At 65.2% G+C, this 19,320-nt stretch carries 19 protein-coding genes and 1 pseudogene; 14 read left to right on the top strand and 6 right to left on the bottom strand.

What is annotated here, in order from left to right; genetic code table 11:
* Positions 1 to 48: 48 nt before the first annotated feature.
* Both cycA and J2X57_RS10450 read right to left on the bottom strand, forming a co-directional pair.
* Positions 49 to 1,425 (bottom strand): D-serine/D-alanine/glycine transporter, encoded by a 1,377-nt coding sequence (cycA, locus tag J2X57_RS10455; RefSeq protein ID WP_308852007.1) that lies wholly within the window; start codon positions 1,423 to 1,425, stop codon positions 49 to 51.
* An 89-nt stretch (positions 1,426 to 1,514) separates the two neighbouring features.
* Positions 1,515 to 2,579 carry an aldo/keto reductase gene (locus tag J2X57_RS10450; protein WP_309866720.1) on the bottom strand — a complete coding sequence of 355 codons (1,065 nt, stop codon included), beginning with the start codon at positions 2,577 to 2,579 and terminating at the stop codon, positions 1,515 to 1,517.
* Between the two features lie 112 nt (positions 2,580 to 2,691).
* On the opposite strand from J2X57_RS10450, the gene J2X57_RS10445 reads away from it, so the two are divergent.
* A complete protein-coding gene (locus J2X57_RS10445) occupies positions 2,692 to 3,615 on the top strand; it encodes a LysR family transcriptional regulator (protein WP_309866717.1) in 924 nt (307 codons plus the stop codon).
* A complete protein-coding gene (locus J2X57_RS10440) occupies positions 3,612 to 3,995 on the top strand; it encodes a nuclear transport factor 2 family protein (protein WP_090354394.1) in 384 nt (127 codons plus the stop codon). Before J2X57_RS10445 ends, J2X57_RS10440 begins: the two co-directional genes overlap by 4 nt.
* Positions 3,996 to 4,009: 14 nt before the next feature.
* Here the strand turns inward: J2X57_RS10440 and J2X57_RS10435 are convergent, their stop codons facing one another.
* Complete coding sequence (locus J2X57_RS10435) at positions 4,010 to 4,360, bottom strand: response regulator (RefSeq protein WP_036116048.1); 351 nt, start codon at positions 4,358 to 4,360, stop codon at positions 4,010 to 4,012.
* 140 nt (positions 4,361 to 4,500) lie between these two features.
* Between J2X57_RS10435 and J2X57_RS10430 the strand changes: the two genes are divergently transcribed.
* The 11 genes and pseudogenes from J2X57_RS10430 to J2X57_RS10380 all read left to right on the top strand — a co-directional run.
* Positions 4,501 to 5,355 carry an STAS domain-containing protein gene (locus tag J2X57_RS10430; protein WP_036116045.1) on the top strand — a complete coding sequence of 285 codons (855 nt, stop codon included), beginning with the start codon at positions 4,501 to 4,503 and terminating at the stop codon, positions 5,353 to 5,355.
* Positions 5,356 to 5,359: 4 nt separating this feature from the next.
* Positions 5,360 to 5,722 carry an STAS domain-containing protein gene (locus J2X57_RS10425; protein ID WP_036116042.1) on the top strand — a complete coding sequence of 121 codons (363 nt, stop codon included), beginning with the start codon at positions 5,360 to 5,362 and terminating at the stop codon, positions 5,720 to 5,722.
* A complete protein-coding gene (locus tag J2X57_RS10420; protein WP_309866712.1) occupies positions 5,719 to 6,123 on the top strand; it encodes an anti-sigma regulatory factor in 405 nt (134 codons plus the stop codon). Before J2X57_RS10425 ends, J2X57_RS10420 begins: the two co-directional genes overlap by 4 nt.
* The gene (locus J2X57_RS10415) at positions 6,114 to 7,127 is read left to right on the top strand and encodes an ATP-binding protein (protein ID WP_309866709.1); all 1,014 of its coding nucleotides are present in this window, start codon (positions 6,114 to 6,116) and stop codon (positions 7,125 to 7,127) included. The genes J2X57_RS10420 and J2X57_RS10415 overlap by 10 nt, the downstream gene beginning before the upstream one ends.
* Positions 7,124 to 7,975: an ATP-binding protein gene (locus J2X57_RS10410; RefSeq protein ID WP_043692228.1), complete on the top strand. Its 852-nt coding sequence runs from the start codon at positions 7,124 to 7,126 to the stop codon at positions 7,973 to 7,975. Before J2X57_RS10415 ends, J2X57_RS10410 begins: the two co-directional genes overlap by 4 nt.
* Positions 7,962 to 9,896 (top strand): response regulator, encoded by a 1,935-nt coding sequence (locus J2X57_RS10405; RefSeq protein ID WP_309866706.1) that lies wholly within the window; start codon positions 7,962 to 7,964, stop codon positions 9,894 to 9,896. The genes J2X57_RS10410 and J2X57_RS10405 overlap by 14 nt, the downstream gene beginning before the upstream one ends.
* A 100-nt stretch (positions 9,897 to 9,996) precedes the next feature.
* Positions 9,997 to 11,007 carry an SDR family oxidoreductase gene (locus J2X57_RS10400; protein WP_309866703.1) on the top strand — a complete coding sequence of 337 codons (1,011 nt, stop codon included), beginning with the start codon at positions 9,997 to 9,999 and terminating at the stop codon, positions 11,005 to 11,007.
* An 87-nt stretch (positions 11,008 to 11,094) separates the two neighbouring features.
* Positions 11,095 to 12,351 (top strand): hypothetical protein, encoded by a 1,257-nt coding sequence (locus J2X57_RS10395; protein ID WP_308846872.1) that lies wholly within the window; start codon positions 11,095 to 11,097, stop codon positions 12,349 to 12,351.
* Positions 12,352 to 12,465: 114 nt separating this feature from the next.
* A complete protein-coding gene (locus tag J2X57_RS10390) occupies positions 12,466 to 15,099 on the top strand; it encodes a M1 family metallopeptidase (protein WP_309866698.1) in 2,634 nt (877 codons plus the stop codon).
* 222 nt (positions 15,100 to 15,321) lie between these two features.
* Entirely contained in the window at positions 15,322 to 15,717 is a 396-nt protein-coding gene (locus J2X57_RS10385) for a type II toxin-antitoxin system RelE/ParE family toxin (RefSeq protein WP_036116022.1), read from the top strand.
* Positions 15,686 to 15,787 (top strand): annotated as a pseudogene (locus J2X57_RS10380) (transcriptional regulator); the annotation flags it as partial. The gene J2X57_RS10385 and the pseudogene J2X57_RS10380, both read left to right, overlap by 32 nt.
* Before the next feature lie 77 nt (positions 15,788 to 15,864).
* Here J2X57_RS10380 and J2X57_RS10375 read toward each other — a convergent pair.
* Together J2X57_RS10375 and J2X57_RS10370 are read right to left on the bottom strand one after the other, a co-directional pair.
* A complete protein-coding gene (locus J2X57_RS10375) occupies positions 15,865 to 16,713 on the bottom strand; it encodes a PfkB family carbohydrate kinase (RefSeq protein WP_036116020.1) in 849 nt (282 codons plus the stop codon).
* A 3-nt stretch (positions 16,714 to 16,716) separates the two neighbouring features.
* Positions 16,717 to 18,021, bottom strand: coding sequence for a nucleoside transporter C-terminal domain-containing protein (locus J2X57_RS10370; RefSeq protein ID WP_036116018.1), 1,305 nt, complete (start codon positions 18,019 to 18,021; stop codon positions 16,717 to 16,719).
* Between the two features lie 128 nt (positions 18,022 to 18,149).
* Between J2X57_RS10370 and J2X57_RS10365 the strand changes: the two genes are divergently transcribed.
* Positions 18,150 to 18,779 (top strand): LysE family transporter, encoded by a 630-nt coding sequence (locus J2X57_RS10365; protein WP_308846109.1) that lies wholly within the window; start codon positions 18,150 to 18,152, stop codon positions 18,777 to 18,779.
* A gap of 4 nt (positions 18,780 to 18,783) precedes the next feature.
* Here J2X57_RS10365 and J2X57_RS10360 read toward each other — a convergent pair whose 3' ends face one another.
* The gene (locus J2X57_RS10360) at positions 18,784 to 19,233 is read right to left on the bottom strand and encodes a MarR family transcriptional regulator (RefSeq protein WP_308846108.1); all 450 of its coding nucleotides are present in this window, start codon (positions 19,231 to 19,233) and stop codon (positions 18,784 to 18,786) included.
* Positions 19,234 to 19,320: the final 87 nt, after the last annotated feature.

Below are 19,320 nucleotides of genomic sequence, written 5' to 3'. Positions count from 1 at the left end.
TGGCTTGCACCCGCCAGCTGACCGGTGGGAGCTGAGCCTGTCAGCGTTTCACGCCTTGCGGCGGCGCAAGGCATAGCCGATCGCCAGAATCGCAAACCACACCGGGCTCGCGATCAGCGCCTGACGCGTATCGCTTTCCAGGGCCAGCAACACCAGCACGAAGGCGAAAAACGCCAGACACACCCAGCACATGAACACGCCGCCCGGCATCTTGTAGGACGACACCGCGTGGAGCTCCGGGCGCTTGCGCCGGTACGCGATATACGCCGCCAGAATCAGCGACCACACGAACATGAAGAGAATCGCCGCCAGGGTCGTCACCAGCGTAAATGCGGTCACGAGGTTGGGCACCACGGCAACCAGCATCGCGCCGCCCAGCAGGCAGATGCACGAGAAGAGCAGGCCGCGCGAAGGCACCGCGGCCCTGGACAACGTTGCGAAGGCCGACGGAGCGTGGTTCTCTTCGGCCAGACCGAACAACATGCGGCTGGTCGAGAAGATGCCGCTGTTGGCGGACGAGGTGGCCGAGGTCAGCACCACGAAGTTGATCAGGCTGGCCGCGGCAGGGATGCCGGCCAGCAGGAACAGTTCGACGAACGGGCTCTTGCCCGGCACCACCTGGCGCCACGGCGTCACCGACATGATCACCACGAGGGCGAGCACGTAGAACAGGATGATGCGCACGGGGATCGAGTTGATCGCCTTGGGCAGGTTGCGCTCCGGGTCGGCCGTCTCGGCGGCTGTCGTGCCGACCAGTTCGATACCGACGAAGGCGAACACCGCGATCTGGAACCCGGCAAAGAAGCCACCGATGCCCATCGGGAAGAAGCCACCGTCACTCCACAGATTGGACAGGGAGGCGACGTGGCCATCGGGCGACCTGAACGCCCAGGCCACCATGCCGAAGCCGGTGACGATCAGTGCGCAGATGGCGATGATCTTGATCAGCGCGAACCAGAATTCCATCTCGCCGAACAGTTTGACCGTCGTCAGATTCAGCACCAGCAGGAGCGCCACGCACAGTACCGCCGGTATCCACGGTGCCAGTCCCGGGAACCAGAACTGGGCATACGAGGAGATCGCGATCACATCCGCGATGGCGGTGATGATCCAGCAGAACCAGTACGTCCATCCGCAATAAAATCCGGCCCATGGCCCGAGCAGGTCGGTCGAAAAATCGATGAACGACTTGTACTCGAGGTTGGACAGCAGCAGCTCGCCCATCGCCCGCATGACGAAGAACAGCATCACGCCGATGATCAGGTAGACGAAGAGGATGGACGGCCCGGCAAGACTGATCGTCTTGCCCGAGCCCATGAACAGGCCGGTACCGATGGCGCCGCCGATGGCGATCAGCTGCAGGTGGCGATTGGACAGGCTGCGCCTGAGGTGCTGCTCGGGGGACTGCTCCGGCGGAAGGGACATCGGCATGCTCGGGTCGGGACGGAAGCGGTGAACATACGGGGGTGGCCCCTATCCGGCAAGGATTCTCAGTGTGTTCCGGGGACGTGGGCTCAGCGAGGTCTCACCACGCTCGCCCCACCCAGCACCTGAGGCATCACCCGCGGCAGGAACGAGTGCGGAAAAATGGGTGTGACCGCGCTCGCCTCATCCAGTCGGCGCAACTGCGCATCCGTAAACGTCACCTCCAGGGCCGCCAGGTTTTCCTCGAACTGCGCCGCCGTGCGTGCACCGAGGATCGGAATCACCGTCGGCATCTGCTTCGCCAGAAGCCAGGCGATCGCTGTCTGCGCCAGTGAATACCCAAGCTCGCCGGCAACCTGCCTGAGCACGTCGACAATGTCGAAGTTGCGCTCGCTCAAACCGCCCATTCCCGACACGACGGCAGAGCGCGTACCGCTCCACACATCCGCCCCCTTATGCTTCTCGATGTCTTCGCGCGTGTACTTGCCGGTCAGCATGCCCATGCCCAGCGGCGACCAGGCGAGCACGCCGAGACCCAGCTCCTGCGCCATCGGCAGGAGATCGTGTTCGACGGTGCGCTCGATCAGACTGTGCTCGATCTGCAAGGCAACCAGTGGCGCCCAGCCACGCAGATCGGCCAGCGTCTGCATGCGCGCGACCTGCCACGCCGGTGTGTCGGAAATGCCGGCGTAAACGATCTTGCCCGCGGTGACGAGGTCGTCGAAGCCGCGCATGATCTCCTCGATCGGTGTCAGCCCGTCCCAGACATGCAGGTAATAGAGGTCGATGTAGTCGGTATCGAGACGGCGCAGGCTCGCTTCCACCGCGCGGACCATGTTGCGGCGGTGGTTGCCGCCGGCGTTCGGATGGCCCGGCTCGGTGTTGAGCGAATACTTCGTCGCGATCACGGCGTTGTCGCGGCGGCCGGCGAGGAACCTGCCGAGCAAGGTCTCCGACGTACCGCCCGTGTAGAAATTGGCGGTGTCGATGAAATTGCCGCCGCGCTCCATATAGATGTCCAGCATGCGGCGCGATTCCGCTTCGGCGGCGCCCCAGCCCCAGTCGTCGCCGAAGGTCATCGTGCCCAGCGAGACCGGGCTGACGCGCAGGCCGGAGCGGCCGAGGGTGAGGTAGTCGTTCAGTCGCTTGCTCATGGTCCACTCCAGGAACGGGAAAGAGGCTGAAACGATAGGCGCCCGATTCCGCTGGATAAATGGGGTTGCTCGCCATAGGCTATGAAGTCCGGCTTCACAATGGGGGTGCCCGATGTCGTCCGACCTGCTGCCCGCCATCGCCGCCTTCGCGCGCGTGGCGCACCACGCGAGTTTCACCCGGGCGGCCGCCGAGCTGGGCGTTTCGCCCTCGGCCTTGTCGCAATCGATGCGGAATCTGGAGCGGCGCCTCGGCGTGCGTCTGCTGGACCGTACGACGCGCCGGGTCGGCGTCACCGAGATCGGTCAGCGTTTCCTCGACGATGCCCGTCCCGGGCTGGATGTCCTGTCACACGCGATGGACACCGTCACCGAGTCGCGTGAATCGCCCGCCGGCCTGTTGCGTATCAACCTCGCGCGTGTCGTGGCGGATGTCATTGTCCTGCCGCACCTGGCTGCCTTCACTGCCGCCTATCCGGAGGTGATCGTCGACCTGCATTGCGATAACACCTTCCTCGACCTGATCGACGGCGGTTTCGACGCGGGCTTTCGTATCGGCGAGAGCCTCGCGAAGGACATGGTGGCGGTACCGATCGGCGGTCCGCAGCGCATCGCGACCTTCGCCTCGCCGGGCTACGTCGCGCGGCACGGCCTGCCACGCACGCCCGCGGACCTGCTCGATCATCGATGCGTGTCCATCCGCCTAGCGAACGAACGCAGCGTGATGCTCTGGGACTTCGAGCAGGACGGCCGTATCGTCGAGGTCGAGACCACACCCGCCCTCATCAGCAACGATGGCGATGTGCTGCTCAGCGCGGCGCGGGCCGGTGTCGGCATCGGCTGCCATTTCGAGCCACTGGTGCGGGAAGACCTCGACGCGGGCCGTCTGGTCCCTGTGCTGGAAGACTACTGGCCCACGTTCGAGGCGTTCCATGTGTACTATCCCAGTCGAATGCACATGCCGCGGAAGCTGCGCGTCTTCATCGACTTTCTGCGCGAACGCCACGCGCCCGACGCCATCCAGGGAGCCATGCCATGACCGCCGATTATCACCAGGCCCTGATCGAGGCCTATATCGATGCCTACAACCGCTTCGATGTCGAAGGCATGCTGGTGACCCTCACCGATGACGTGCGCTTCGAGCACCATGCGGCGGGTGAGCTGGCCGTGGCGACGGATGGCAAAGCCGACTTCGAAAAGCTCGCCCGCGTCGGCGCCGCCCTGTTCGCCTCGCGGGCGCAGACTCTGGTCGAGCTACGCGACGAGGGCGAGGTCGTGGTGGCGACGATCGATTTCCACGGCGAGATCGCCGAGGACATCCCCGACGGGCCGGGCGCGGGCACCATCATCGAGATGCAGGGCACCTCGGAATTCAGCTTCCGCGACAGCAGGATTTCGCGGGTGATCGACCGCGGCTGACCGACGGCAGCGACTCAGGCGGCCAGCCTCTGCACGGCGGCGAGCAGGCTCTTGCGGTCGTACGGCTTGGGGAGGTATCCCATGGGCTCGCGAACCCATTCATGCTGCTCTTTCGCCTCGCCGGACGTGACCAGAATCGGCATGTCGCTGTGGCGCGTGGCGAGTTCCTGACCCGACACCGTGCCGGGCATGCGCACGTCGGTGAACAGCAGGTTGGCCTTGCCCGTCTTCAGCCAGGCCTCGGCTTCGTCACCGTTGCGCGCGGTGTGCACCTCGTAATCCCCCTCGAGGATCATCGCCGTGAGTTCGCGGATGGCGTCATCGTCCTCGACGAGCAGGACGACAAGCTTCGGGTCAGTGGTCATGGGACGGTACTTTTGAAGGAGTTAACAGCGAGGCAGATACCGGTTCCGACGTGAACCCGATGTCAATGAAAGTCGTCCGGTGGGTGCTATTCCATTGCGCCCGACGGGCACGCATCATATGACTTTTAAGGGGGATCACCATGACCGCACTGAGCCAGCGCACCATAGAAGCCATTCGCACGCACGAGGCCCAGCTGCTGGCCACCTGGCAGGCCAACCTCGAGACCAGTGGCGCGTCACGGGACGCCCGCATCAACCAGGTCGAGTTCGACGGCCAGACCCGCGACTTCCTCCGCCTGCTGGTCGGGGGTGCCAACGCCGGTGAGGGGAGCATCGCCAATCAGGAGTGGTCCGAAACGCGTGCCTTTCTCGAAAAGCTCTCGCGCAGCCGCGCCCAGCAGGGTTTCGATTCTCAGGCCACGGCCAGCTTCATCTTCTCGCTGAAGCGTCCCCTGTTCGACCTGCTGCAGACCGTTTATGCGTCCGAGCCGGTCGAGCTGGCACAGCAGCTCTGGGCGATTTCGGAGTTGCTCGACTCGCTCGGCATGCACACGATCCGTGCCTTCCAGAAGTCCCGCGAAGAGGTCATCGCCCGTCAGCAGGAAGAACTGCTCGAACTCTCCACCCCGGTGGTGAAGCTCTGGGAAGGCGTGCTGGCCCTGCCGATGATCGGCACGCTGGACTCGCAGCGTACGCAGGTCGTCATGGAATCGCTGCTCCAGCGTATCGTCGAGACCGGCTCGGAAATCGCCATCATCGACATTACCGGTGTGCCCACGGTGGATACGCTGGTGGCGCAGCACCTGCTCAAGACGGTCACGGCGATCCGTCTCATGGGCGCCGATGCCATCATCAGCGGCGTGCGTCCCCAGATCGCGCAGACCATCGTGCACCTGGGCCTCGACCTGCAGGGCATCGTGACCAAGGCCAACCTCGCCGATGCGCTGGCGCTGGCACTGAAGCGTTCGGGTATCACGGTCTCCAGGGCCGACTGACGCCATGGACCGCATCCCTATCCTGCGCATGGGCGAGTTCCTGCTCGTGACCATCCAGGTCGACATGCATGACCAGCTGGCGCTGACGCTGCAGGACGATCTGTCCGAGCGGATCAGCCGCACGTCGGCGCGTGGCGTCCTGATCGACATCTCCGGACTGGACATCGTCGACTCCTTCATCGGCCGCATGATCGGGACGATCTCCGGCCTGTCCAGGATCATGGATGCCGAAACCGTGCTCGTCGGTATGCAGCCGGCGGTCGCCATCACCCTCGTCGAACTCGGCCTCACGCTTCCCGGGATCAGCACGGCGCTGGACGTCGAGCGCGGCATGAAGCTGCTACGCGAACGCGTGCACGACCAATGAGCGTACTCAAGAGCGGGTCGCAGGCTGTCCGCATCGAGCAGGACGTGGTTCTGGCGCGACAGACCGCCCGTAAGCTGGCGGTCGAGTGCGGCCTGCGTCTTGTCGACCAGACCAAGCTGATCACGGCGGCCAGCGAGCTCGCTCGCAATGCCGTGATCTATGGCGGTGGCGGCGACATGGACTGGGAGATCCTGGAGGAAGAACGTCGCAAGGGCCTGCGTCTGGTCTTTCGCGACGAAGGCGCCGGCATCCCCGATCTCAAACTGGCCATGACCGATGGGTGGACCTCCGGCGGTGGCCTGGGTCTCGGCCTCACGGGCGCGAAGCGTCTGGTCGACGATTTTTCGGTGGAGAGCACGCCGGGCGTCGGCACCCGGGTGATGATCTGCAAATGGACCTGACCTTCGATGGTGGCCTGACCGACGTCGTACCGGTGGAGGAGACCAGCCAGATCGGCCAGGCGAGGCGTGTCGCACAACAGATCGCTACGCAGGCCGGTTTCGATGCCACTGACGCGGGACGGGTCGCCCTGATCGCCACGGAACTGGCCACCAACGTGCTTAAGCACGCCCGTGGTGGCGAGATTCACGTGGCCACCGTCCCCGGGATCGATACCCTGGGTGTCGAGATCATCGCGGTCGATCGCGGCCCCGGCTTCAATCTGGCCGACTGCCTGCCCGACGGTTTTTCCACGGGGGGGACACGTGGTGAGGGCCTGGGCGCGGTGAAGCGTCAGGCCGATATCATGGACATGTACGCCGACGCGCGAGGGTCGGTCGTGCTGGCGCGCATGTATCCCAAGGGCTTCACACGCGCGGACATCCGCTTTGGTGCGAGTCACCATGCCCTGCACAGCGAGCCGGTCTCCGGCGATGGCTGGGGCATGGCACTCAACGCCGACGCCGCGGAGATCGTGATGGTCGATGGGCTCGGCCACGGCGTCGCGGCGCACGAGGCCGCGCGCGCGTGCATCGACGCCTGGCGAGCGACGCCGTTCGAGGAACCCGTGAGCCTGATGGTCTTGCTGGACACGGCGATGCACGGCGGCCGTGGCGGTGCGGTGGCGGTCGCGCGGTTCGACCGCAGGAGCGAAAGCCTTCGCTACACCGGTATCGGCAATATTTCCGCCGGGCTGCATACGCTGGACGGTTCGCGCGGGCTCGCCTCGCATCCGGGCATCGTGGGCGTGCAGGCGCGTCGGGCGCAGGCGTTCGATTTCCCCGACGTGGGCGGCCGCCTGTTGATCATGCACAGCGACGGTCTGCAGTCGCGCTGGTCCCTGAAGGATTATCCCGGCCTCGGCACTCGCCACCCTGCGGTGATCGCGGCGCTCCTTCACCGGGATTTCTGTCGTGGTCGCGATGATGCAACCGTCTTTGCGATACGACTGGAGGCCACGGCATGAGCGATCCCGAAGAGATCGAACGCCTGCGCGCCGAAAATGACGCGCTGCGGGCCGAGCTGGAAGAAACCAACCAGGGTGTGCTCGCGTTGTACGCGGAGCTCGACTCCCAGGCGGAGCAGTTGCGCCAGGCCTCGGAGCTGAAAAGCCGGTTCCTGTCGTACATGAGCCACGAGTTCCGTACACCGCTCGGTTCCATCCTGAGCATGACGCGTCTGCTGGACGACGAACTCGACGGCCCACTCACGGATGAACAGCATAAGCAGCTGGGCTTCGTCAGCGGTGCGGCGCGCGAGCTCAGCGATATGGTCGACGACCTGCTCGACCTCGCGAAGATCGAGGCTGGCCGGATCACCATCTCGCCGGCATGGTTCGAACTGATGGACCTGTTCACCGCGTTGCGTGGCATGTTCCGTCCTATCGTCGATGCGACGGATGCCGACCTCATCTTCGATGCGCCCGAGGGCATGCCGAAGCTCTACACCGACGACAAGAAGCTGGCTCAGATTCTGCGCAATTTCGTCTCCAACGCGCTCAAGTTCACGCCGCGCGGGGAAGTGCGCGTCACGGCGAAAATGGAAGAGGGTAACTTCGTCCGTTTCGCCGTCAGCGACACCGGTATCGGTATCCCCGAAGACCTGCAAGGCATCCTGTTCGAGGACTTCACCCAGATCGACTCGCCGCTGCAGAAGCGCGTTCGCGGCTCCGGTCTCGGCCTGTCGCTGTGCCGTCAGTTCGCCCATCTGCTGGGCGGGGAAGTCGGCCTGGAGAGCACGCCCGGTGTCGGTTCCGTGTTCCACGTCGTGTTGCCCCTGAAGTTGCCGACGGAGGCGCTCGATGCCGCGCAATAACCGTATCCTGATCGTCGACGACAACGCCCCCACGCGCTACGCGATGCGGCGCACCGTCGAACGGCACGGCTACACCGTGCTCGAGGCAGGGACGGGGACCGAAGGTCTCGCGATGATCGCGGGCAACGACATCGCCTGCCTCGTGCTCGACGTGAACCTGCCCGACATGAGCGGTTTCGATATCGTGCGCAAGCTGCGCGATACACCCGAAACGCTGTTGCTTCCCGTCGTGCACGTGTCCGCGGCGTCGATCGAAACGGGCGACATGATCACCGGCCTGGAAAACGGCGCGGATGCGTATCTCGTGCATCCGGTCGACCCCGATGTCCTGCTGGCGACGATCCGCACGCTCGTACGCGTGCGCGACACCGAACTGGCGCTGCGCGAGTCCGAGGCCCGCTTCCGCGAGATATTCACCAGCATCGCCGCGCCCATTGCCGTCGTGGATGCCAGCCTGTCCGTCGTCGAGTCCAACGAGGCGTTCCGTCGCCTCGTCGGTGAGGCCGGCGGAACGGACCAGCTCGATGGCTGCTTCGACGTGGGCCAGGATGAGCTGCTGGCGCAGATGCGTCAGCATGTCGCCGACAAGCATCGCTGGCGCGGCGTGCTGTGCATGAAATCCCGCACGGGCATCCGCGAAACCGAGTGGCGGATGACCCCGCACCGCGACGACACCGGTCTGGTCTTCGTTGACGACGTCACCGAGCAGCGCCGGCGCGAGCGCGAGCAGCTTGAACAGATCGACACCGCGACGATGCAGCTGGCGCTGGAGATCGCCGAGCGCGAACGTACCGAGTCACAGCTGGTGCAGGCGCAGAAAATGGACGCGCTGGGCAAGCTCACCGGCGGGATCGCGCATGACTTCAACAATCTGCTGACCAGCATCATCACGGGTATCGACCTGATCAACCGCCAGGTCGAATCCGGCAAGCCGGAAGGCGTGCAACGATTCGCCGACGCCGCACTGGGGTCCGCCCGTCGTGCGGCCGCACTGACGCATCGTCTGCTTGCCTTCGCGCGTCAGCAGCCACTCAACACGCGCTCCACGGACGTCAACGAGCGCATCCTGTCGCTCGAAGACATGTTGCGCCGGACCATCGGTGAGCACGTGACGCTGGACCTGTTCCTCTCATCCACGCCGGTGATCGCCAGCGTGGATGCCAACCAGCTCGAGAACGCGGTGATCAATCTGGTGATCAACGCGCGCGATGCCATGCCCGGCGGAGGCACGGTCCGTGTGTCGACGCGACTCACTCATGTGAGCGGCGACGCCGAGCTGCCCAGCGGCGACTACGTGATGCTGACGGTCTCGGACAACGGGTCGGGTATCGAGCCGTCCATCCTGGATAAGGTCTTCGAACCTTTCTTCACCACCAAGCCGGTGGGGCAGGGTACGGGCCTGGGTCTGTCGATGATTTACGGCTTCGCGCGCCAGTCCGGCGGCCATGCGCGGATCAGCAGCGCCGTCGGGGAAGGCACGGACGTGTCCCTGCTCCTGCCGGTCGGCGAGGGCGAGGTCGTCACGCCGACGCCGCACCGCGGTCCCCTGGCGGGCGGCAACGGCGAGCGCGTCCTGATCGTCGAGGACACCGAGTCGGTGCGCATGATGGCCCTGGAGATCCTCACTGAGGCCGGCTACGTCTGTGTTGCCACGGAAGATACGGGCGAGGCACTGCGCATCCTCCGCGGAGACGACGATATCGACCTTCTTCTGACCGACATCGGCATGCCCGGCATGGACGGGCGGGAGCTCGCCGATGTCGGCCGGGCCTGGCGGCCGACGCTGCCGGTGCTGTTCATGACGGGCTATGCGGAAAGCGCCGCCGAGCGCACGGGTTTCCTCGGTCCCGGCATGGACATGATCACCAAGCCCTTCGAGATCGATGGCCTGCTGGAGCGTGTGCGAAACATGCTTGACTGAAGCGGGGTTCGTTGCCCCGCGTTCGCGCGACAACGACGGTTCGTCGACTGGAGATGCGGATGCTGAGGCGTTCAGCATCTTTTTATTCAGGAGACCTTCCATGACCGACGACTTTTCCGCGTCACGGCGTCGCATCGTCCAGACAGCGTCACTCGGTGCGGCCGCCGCCGCTTTTGCCGGCCCCACCTTTGCCGCCGTCGGTGCGACGGCTACGGGGGTGGGTGGCACACGCGGGCTGGTGGACCCCCGCGAGGGTTTTCCGAAACCACCCTTTGCGGCACAGAATCAGCCGTGGCCCGGCCTTGCCGGCAAAATGAATCCCCGACCCGATCACGGCGAAACCAGCTACAAGGGCAGCGGTCGGCTTGCCGGCCGTAAGGCGCTGATCACAGGCGGCGATTCCGGCATCGGCCGTGCCGTCGCGATCGCGTACGCTCGTGAAGGCGCCGACGTCGCCATCAGCTACCTGCCGGATGAAGAGGCGGATGCGAAAGAAGTCATCGACCTGATCCGCAAGGCGGGACGCAAGGGCGTAGCCCTTCCCGGCGACATCCGCGATGAAAACTGGTGCAAGCAGCTCGTGCAGAAAGCCGTCGATGGCCTCGGCGGCCTGGATATCCTGGTGAATAACGCGGGACGCCAGCACAGCTTCGATTCCATTCTGGACATCTCCACCGAGTATTTCGACTGGACGATGAAGACCAATCTCTACGCGTTGTTCTGGATCACCAAGGCCGCCGTGCCGCATCTGCCGCCGGGTGCCGCCATCGTCAATACGACCTCGGTCAACGCGTACAGCCCCTCGGCCAACCTGCTCGATTACGCCACCACCAAGGGCGGAATCATGATTTTCACGAAGGCGCTGGCGAAGCAGCTGATCAAGAAGGGCATCCGTGTGAACGGCGTCGCGCCGGGCCCGTTCTGGACGCCGCTGCAGGTGTCGGGCGGCCAGACCGAAGAGAATCTGAAGAAATTCGGTGCGGATACGCCCATGGGTCGTCCCGGCCAGCCTGCCGAAATCGCGCCCATCTACGTCCAGCTCGTATCGTCCGAAGCGACCTACGAAACCGGACAGATCGTGGGTGCCTCCGGTGGCGCGGGCAACCCGTAAGCCGACTGCCAAAAACGCGGATACCCCCGGACCTCCCGTTCCCCTATCATGCGCCCACGATCGACAGGCGTTTGCAGGGGAAACGGGATGTCGGAAGCAAAAGGTGGCTCGCTGCTCGGCGACCGGCGTTATGCCGCCGAGATGGACGCGCTGCAGCGATTCGGCCGGATGGAAAAAGACGCCCAGCTTGGCGATGCGCAGGCGCAATTTCGTGTGGCCAACGCTTACGTTGAGGGAACGGCGCATGTGACGCCGGACGCGAAGCGCGCGGCGCACTGGTTCCGGCGTGCCGCCGAGCAGGGGCACCAGGAGAGCCAGTGCCGGCTTGCCGCGCATTACGCCGACGGCCTGGGGGTATCGCGTGATCCGTTCGAGGCGGCCGGCTGGTACCGCCGCGCGGCGGAGGCCGGCTTCGCCGACGCCCAGTGCGCGCTGGGTTCCCTGTATGCGCGCGGGCAGGGTGTGAACGTCGACCGGGCGGAATCCCTCCGCTGGTGGGGGCTTGCCGCCGACCAGGGCCATGTCCAGGCCTGTGTGAATCTTGGCGTGTCCCATTACTTTGGCCGCGGCGTGCCGCGCGACGCCGAACTCGCCTTCACGTACTACAGCAAGGCCGTCGAACGCGGCCAGCCCGGCGCGGTCGGCTACGCGGATGCGCTGTGCAGCGTCGCCCACATGCTCCGCGACGGCATCGGCGTGGCGCGCGACCCGGTCATGGGCGCACGCCAGTACCGCCGTGCGGCTGAACTGGGCAGTGCCAATGCGCAGTTCGAGCTCGGCAAGATCTACCTCGAGACCAGCGATCTGGACAGCGATCGTGAACAGGCGCGTCTGTGGCTGGGTAAGGCGGCGGAGCAGGGCGATGGCGAAGCCAGGCGTCTGCTCGATGAGCTGATCGCCTCCGACGATCGCCGTGCGGTCGTGCAGGACGCGGGCGGCCCGCGGCCGGCATCGGCAGGTTCACACGATGCAGCGTCGCAGTTCCTGCTCGGCCAGCGACTGGCGGCGGGCGACGGTGTGGCACGCAACGATACGGAAGCGGTGCGCTGGCTGACGCTCGCGGCGGAGCGCGGTCACACGGGCGCGCAGTTCGCGTTGGCCCGCATGGTCGAGGGAGGGCGCGGCGTCGAGCGCAATCCGGACGAGATGGTACGGTTGTACCGGTCGGCGGCGAACGCGGGCCACGCGGATGCCCAGTTCGAGCTCGGGGTACTTCACGAGCACGGCGACGCCGTGCCCGCCAACCTGGCCATCGCCCGGGCGTGGTATCGCAAGGCGGCGGCCCGCGGTCACCTCAAGGCGCTGCGTAAACTGGAAAAACGGCAGTGGTGGCAGTTCTGGTGACCGGCGTCGGGTGAAAGGCCTGGGCGTCTATTTTCCGCGTCCATGACTTCCGGCGCTTCTCCCCGCACTGACACGCGCCCACCATCGGCGGACCGAATCCAGGGTCTCCCCCGCATGCGCACTCCCCTCGTCAGCGCGATCGCCTTCGCGCTCGCCGGTCTCTCCGTCGTCGTCGCGGCCGCCCCAGCCGCCGACAGCAGCCATCTCGCCACCACCCAGCTGCCCCGCAGCGTGCGCCCGTCGCACTACGATGTAGCCGTGGTGCCGCATGCCGACAAGCTCGCCTTCGACGGCAAGGTCGCCATCACGGTCGACGTGCTCGAGCCCACCACGTCGATCACGCTCAACGCGGTGGACATGGCGTTCGCCAACGTCACCCTGGCGCCGGTCAAGGGCAAGGTGACGTTCGCCGCGCCGAAGGTCGCCATCAATGCCGATGCGCAGACCGCGACCTTCACCTTCGATCACGCCGTACCGGCCGGCAGCTATACGCTGTCGATGGATTACACGGGAAAGATCGGTACGCAGCCCAACGGTCTCTTCGCGATCGATTACGACACCCGGACGTCGGGCAAGAAGCGCGCGCTCTACACGCAGTTCGAGAACTCCGATGCCCGTCGCTTCATTCCTTCGTGGGATGAGCCGGCGTACAAGGCCACCTTTACGCTCACGGCCACGGTGCCGTCGGCCGACATGGCGGTCAACAACATGCCGGTCGCCACGAGCAAAGACGTCGGCAACGGCCTGCAGAAGGTGACCTTCGCGCAGACGCCGAAAATGTCGACGTACCTGCTGTTCTTCGGAGTGGGCGAGTTCGATCGCGCCACCACGATGAGCGACGGTGTCGAGATCGGTGTGATCACGCAGAAAGGCCTGACCTCGCAGGCGCAGTTCACGCTCGACTCGGCCAAGGCCGTTCTGCACGAATACAACGGGTATTTCGGCGTGCCGTATCCGCTGCCGAAGCTCGACAATATCGCGTCGCCGGGTCAGAGCCAGTTCTTCGGGGCGATGGAGAACTGGGGTGCGATCTACACGTTCGAGTATGCGCTGCTGCTCGACCCGTCGATCTCCACGCAGGCCGACAAGGAAGAAGTGTTCAACACGGCCGCTCACGAGATGGCTCACCAGTGGTTCGGCGATCTCGTCACGATGAACTGGTGGGACGACCTGTGGCTCAACGAAGGCTTCGCGTCGTGGATGGCGTCGCGTACCACGGAGCGTCTGCACCCGGAGTGGCACACGAACCTCGACGCCATTTCGATCCGCGAACAGGCGATGGGCCGCGATGCGATCGCCACCACGCATCCGGTCGTGCAGAAGATCGACACGGTCGAACAGGCCAGTCAGGCCTTCGATTCGATCACGTATTCCAAGGGTGAATCGGTGATTCGCATGCTCGAAGCCTACGTCGGTGCCGACACGTGGCAGAAGGGCGTGCAGTCCTATATCAAGGCACATGCGTACCAGAACACGGTGTCGGATGACCTCTGGAAAGAGATCGACGCCGCGGCCGGCAAGCCGGTCAGCACGATCGCGCATGACTTCACGTTGCAACCGGGTATTCCGCTCGTGCGTGTCGAGTCCGTATCGTGCGCCGCGGGTTCGACCACGCTCAAACTCTCGCAGGGCGAGTTCACCCGTGACCGGCCCGACAAGAAGCCGCTGCTCTGGCATGTGCCTGTGATCGCGAAGACCGTCGGCGGCGCACCGTCCACGACCTTGCTCGAGAACGGTTCGGGCTCCGTCACGGTCGCCGGTTGCGGTCCGGTCCTGGTCAATGCGGGTCAGACCGCTTACTTCCGTACCTTGTATGCACCGGCGCAGTTCACGGCCCTGAAGAACGCGTTTACGAAGCTGGATCCCATCGACCAGCTGGGCATCACCTCCGATGTGTGGGCACTCGGCATGGCTGGCCTTCAGCCAGCGTCCGACGTGCTCGACCTGATCAAGGCGACGCCGCTGGATGCCTCGCCCTTCCTCTGGGACGACATCGCCACCGACTTCACCTCGCTGGACAGCTACTTCAAGAACAACGCCAGGGGCCGTGCCGCCCTGCGCAGGTTCGCCAGCGCGCGGCTCTCGCCCAAGCTGGCTCAGGTCGGCTGGGAGGCGAAGGCGGGTGAAGAGGCGCCCGTCGCCAACCTCCGCGCTCACCTGATCGGCAGCCTGGGCAACCTGGGCGATGCGAAGGTGATCGCCGAGGCGCGCCGTCGCTACGAGACGAACGAGATCCCGCCCGAGTTGCGCAAGACCATCCTTGCCGTGGTCGCGACCAACGCGGACGCCGCGACGTGGGACAAGCTGCACGAACAGGCGAAGGCGGAGAAATCCCCGCTGGTGAAAGATCGCCTGTATGGCCTGCTGGCCGACCCCGTCGACGACGCGCTGGCGCAGCGCGCGCTCGACCTCGCCCTCACCGGCGAAGCCGGTCAGACCAACAGCGCGGCACTCATCTCCGGCGTCTCGCGTCGGCATCCGGAACTCGCGTTCGACTTCGCCGTGGCGCACAAGGATGCCGTGGACAAGCTCGTCGATTCCACGTCGGCAACGCGTTTCTACCCGATGCTGACCGCTGGCTCGTCCGACCTCGCTCTGGCCGACAGGATCAAGGCGTTCGCGGACAAGAGCATCGCCGCCAGCTCGCGCCGCGACACCGACACGGCGATCGCCGGTGTCCGTTATCGCAATCAGGTACTGACGCAGCGCATCCCGGCCGTGGAAGCGTGGCTCAAGAAAAACGGTTGATCCTCAGCTGAGGGGCGGACCCGCCGGTCGAGAGACCGGCGGGTTTTTTTGTGTTCCGGATAGGAGCATTTTGGCCATCCGACAATGACCGTCGGTTGTATGACAAGCATATACGTGGATACCCACGCCTCACCGCGACGTTGACGGCTGAGCAGCCACGAGCGAGGTCGTTAGGGTGGAGAAGCGTGCCCGTGATGGGTAAACTTCAGGAACTCTCTAAGGATGAATGTCCTCAAGCGAAGGGACTTCGCACGTTGGCAAAGGCGTCATCATCTCGACGACGCAGCTCTGTGTCAGGCCATCGGCGAAATGGAGCGCGGCTTGGTGGACGCCGATCTGGGCGGCGCGCTTTATAAAAAGCGTATCGCTCGCGAAGGTGGTGGAAAGCGTGGTGGCTACCGCACGCTGTTGGCAGCACAGATGGGTTCGCGATACGTTTTCCTGCATGGCTTCCTGAAGAGCGATGTGCCGAACGTCACGTCTTCGGAGAAGAGAGCGCTTCAGTGTCTCGGTTACACCGTTTTATCCATGTCGACGAAAGCGGTCGCGCAGGCTCTTAAGGAAGGTTCACTACTGGAGGTTGGCTGTGACAAGCAAGATCATCGAATCCGCACGTAAAGACATGCTGGCCTTCCATAAGGCTGGTCTTATTGACGATGTAAGGATGCGAGAGTTCGAGGCGATTTGCGCGGCATCCGCACGCGAGATTCCTTCGGACGACAACATCCTTTCGGATGAGTACCTAGGGGCTTCTCTGCAGCAAGCCTAAGCCGCGCAGGCGGCCATCAACGCATCCCGAAAACACGGCGCATCCACCAGCCGTGCCGCCAGCGTTCCCTTGAACGCATCCCCGGTGCCACAGGTCGGCACGCGGTAAAGATCCGCCTGATCGCCATAACGATCGCTGCCGTGCGACACCAGGCAGCTCTTGTCCAGCGACACCACCACGGTGCCCGCGCAAAGGCGTCGGGCGAGGGCGTTGATCGTCGTGTCGTCCATGCCGGTCACCGCACTCGCGGTGATGTCGATCGACAGAAACCGTCCGCAGCACCGCGCGAATTCATGCAGGCTCAGCAGAAGGATATCGGTGCTGGCGAACTCGCGTACCGACAGACCCGGCGGCAGCGGGCCCGGATCGAGAATACGGATGAGCCGGTGCGCGCCCGCGAGGTCCAGCGTCGCGGCAATGGTGTCGATATTGGCTTCGGTCGAAGCCAGGAGGATCTTCGCGCCTTCGAACAGATCCTTCTGCGCCGCGACGAACGCCATCGACAGATGGTCATTGGCGCCCGACGACAGCGCGGACAAGGTCTGGCCTTTCGCATCGACAATGAGGGCCGTACGCCCGGTGCGCACACCGGTCGTCGACTGCCAGCGCGCATCGACCAGCGGCGGAAGCCCCGAGGGATCGATGACGTCGTCACCAATGGCGGCGATCAGTCCCGTCGACACACCGGCCTGCGACGCGGCGACCGCCTGGTGAAAGGCCTTGCCGCCCGGACGACGCTCGAAGCTGTCGGCATAGGCAGGCTCGCCAGAGCGGGGAAGGGCTGGCGTCTGCCAGCGCTCTTCCTCGCTGTAACCGCCGACAACGAGCAAGCGTACCGACGACACGCCTCAGAATCGCTCGAGCACGCCGGCGATGGTCGCCGTCATGAACGTGGCGATGGAACCACCCAGCACGGCGCGCAGGCCGAGGCGGGCAAGGTCGCCGCGACGGTTCGGGGCGAGGCCACCGATGCCGCCGATCTGAATGGCGATGGACGAGAAGTTGGCGAAACCGCAGAGCGCGTACGTCGCGATGAGGCGGCTCTCCGGCAGCAGGTCCGGCAGATGCTTCGCCAGATCCGCATAGGCCACGAATTCGTTGATGACCACCTTCTGGCCGATGAAGCTGCCGACCAGGGTCGCGTCCTGCCAAGGCACGCCGATCAGCCAGGCGACCGGGGAGAGCACCCAGCCGAAGATGGTCTCGAGGCTGAGCTTGATCTCGTGGCCGCTGTGAACGGTCAGCCAGGTGTTGAGGCTGTGGTCGCCGCCGACCGTGCCGAGCCACTGCACCGGGCCGTTGACCAGGGCGATCAGGGCGATGAAGGCGAGCAGCATGGCGCCGACGTTCATGGCCAGCTTGAGGCCGTCGCCCGCGCCGGTGGCCGCCGCGTCGATGACGTTCGCGGTGGTTTTCTCGACGTCGATCTTGACCGTGCCGCGGGTGAGCGGCTCCTGGGTCTCGGGGACCAGGATCTTGGCCAGCACCATGGTGGCCGGGGCGGCCATCACGCTGGCGGTCAGCAGATGCTTCGCATAGAACATGCGCTGCGCCGGATCGTCGCCGCCGAGCATCGCCACGTAGGCGGCCATGACGGAGCCGGCGATGTGCGCCATGCCGCCGATCATGACGGTCATCAGCTCCGCCTGGGTCATCCGCTCGATGTACGGCTTGATGGTCAGCGGGGCTTCGGTCTGGCCGATGAACACGCTGGCGCAGACGCTGGTGGTCTCGGCGCCGGACACGCGCATCACCTTGGTGATCACCCAGGCCATGCCCTTGACGATCTGCTGCATCACGCCGATGTGGTACAGGATGCCGGTGAGGGCGGCGAAGAAGACGATGGTGGGCAGCACCTTGACGGCGAAGATCACGCCGAACTTTGAGCTGTCCAGCAGGCTGCCGAAGATGAAGCGCGAGCCGACGTCGACGTAATCCAGCAGATGCACGAAGCCCGTGGCGATCGCGTCGAACACGTCGCGACCCAGCGGCACCTTGAGCACGATGGCGGCGAAGGCGATCTGCAGGGCGACGCCGGTGGCGACCAGCTTCCAGTCGACCACACGCTTGTTATTCGAAAAGCAGAAAGCGATGCCGATGAGCACCGCCAACCCGAACAGGCCAAACAAAACGTGGCCGAACAGACCCAGCATCGCGACTTACCCCTATGAAGGCCGGGGGTAGCCCCGTGACCGCTTGTAAAAACGCGAGGTTACGGGAGGTGGTCTCGTGGGGCAAGGTACAGTGCGAAATTGGGGTGAAGACGGGTAATCTCGGAGGCATGAATCTGTTTCTCACCATAGCGATCGTGCAGATCGTCGCCCTGATCACGCCGGGGCCCGATTTTTTCTTCGTCTCCCAGCTCGCCGCCAGTCGTTCGCGGCGTGAGGCCTTTGCCGGTGTGATCGGCATCGCCCTTGGGGTGGCGGTGTGGGCCGCGCTGGCCTTGCTCGGCCTGCAGCTGCTCCTGCACCGGCTGGCGTGGCTGGAACGGGGAATCGCCATTCTCGGCGGCGCTTATCTGTGCTGGATGGGACTGCAAATGCTGCGCGCGTCGTGGAAGGCACCCTCCGACGCCGCCGTGCCCGTGGTCGATGTCCGTGGCTCCAGCCCCGGGCGGGCCCTGATGCGCGGCCTGGCGACCAATCTGGCCAACCCCAAGGCGGCTGTGTACTTCGCGTCGATCTTCTCCGCCTTCGTGGGCGATGGCATGAGTGGCGCGGCGCGGTGGGGCCTATGGGCGATGGTGACGGCCGAGACCGTGCTGTGGTTCGGGCTGGTGGCGGCGATCTTCGCGATGCCCGCCATGCGCCGGGCCTACGTGCGGGCCGGCCGCTGGATCGACGGCGGTGCGGGCGCGATCTTCACCGCCTTCGGCCTGCACCTGGTCTGGGCGGGCGTCAGGCGCTGACGACTCAGGACGGACGTTCCAGGTTTTTGATCACCTGAGCCAGGCTTTCGGCCAGGACAGCCAGATCCGGATGACCGACGCCCTCCAGCGCCGTGCGGGCGAGGTCGGCGATCAGCGCACGAACCCGCTCCGCCATGCGCTTGCCCGCCACCGTCAGCACGATGTTGACCAGCCGGCGGTCGGCCTCGTTGCGGTCGCGCCGCAGCAGGCCGCGCTCGATGCAGGCGTCCACGGCATGGGTGACGGTACTGGCGTTGACCCCGCAGGCGCCCGCCAGTTCGGTGGAGATCATGCTGCCGCGCGTGGCCATCAACAGCAGCATGTCGCTCTGCAATGCCGTGATGCCGAACTCGCGCTGGGCGCGCCGGCCCACGGCGTCGCGAAGCCGGGAGCCGGCCAGCATCAGGCGCCGCCCCAGATCCACGGCGGTGGGCGTGTCGTTGCGGCCGCTCATGGGCGGATGGATCGCACGGTCATGATGAAGTGTCCTGCCTTCTGCCCGGCGCAAGGATACTCATGGAATGACGCCATGGATTGACTG

Source organism: Luteibacter sp. 1214, from assembly GCF_031455395.1.
GTDB lineage: Bacteria > Pseudomonadota > Gammaproteobacteria > Xanthomonadales > Rhodanobacteraceae > Luteibacter > Luteibacter mycovicinus.
Note: the sequence above shows the minus strand (reverse complement) of the source record. Positions and strands in the feature narration are given on the sequence as shown.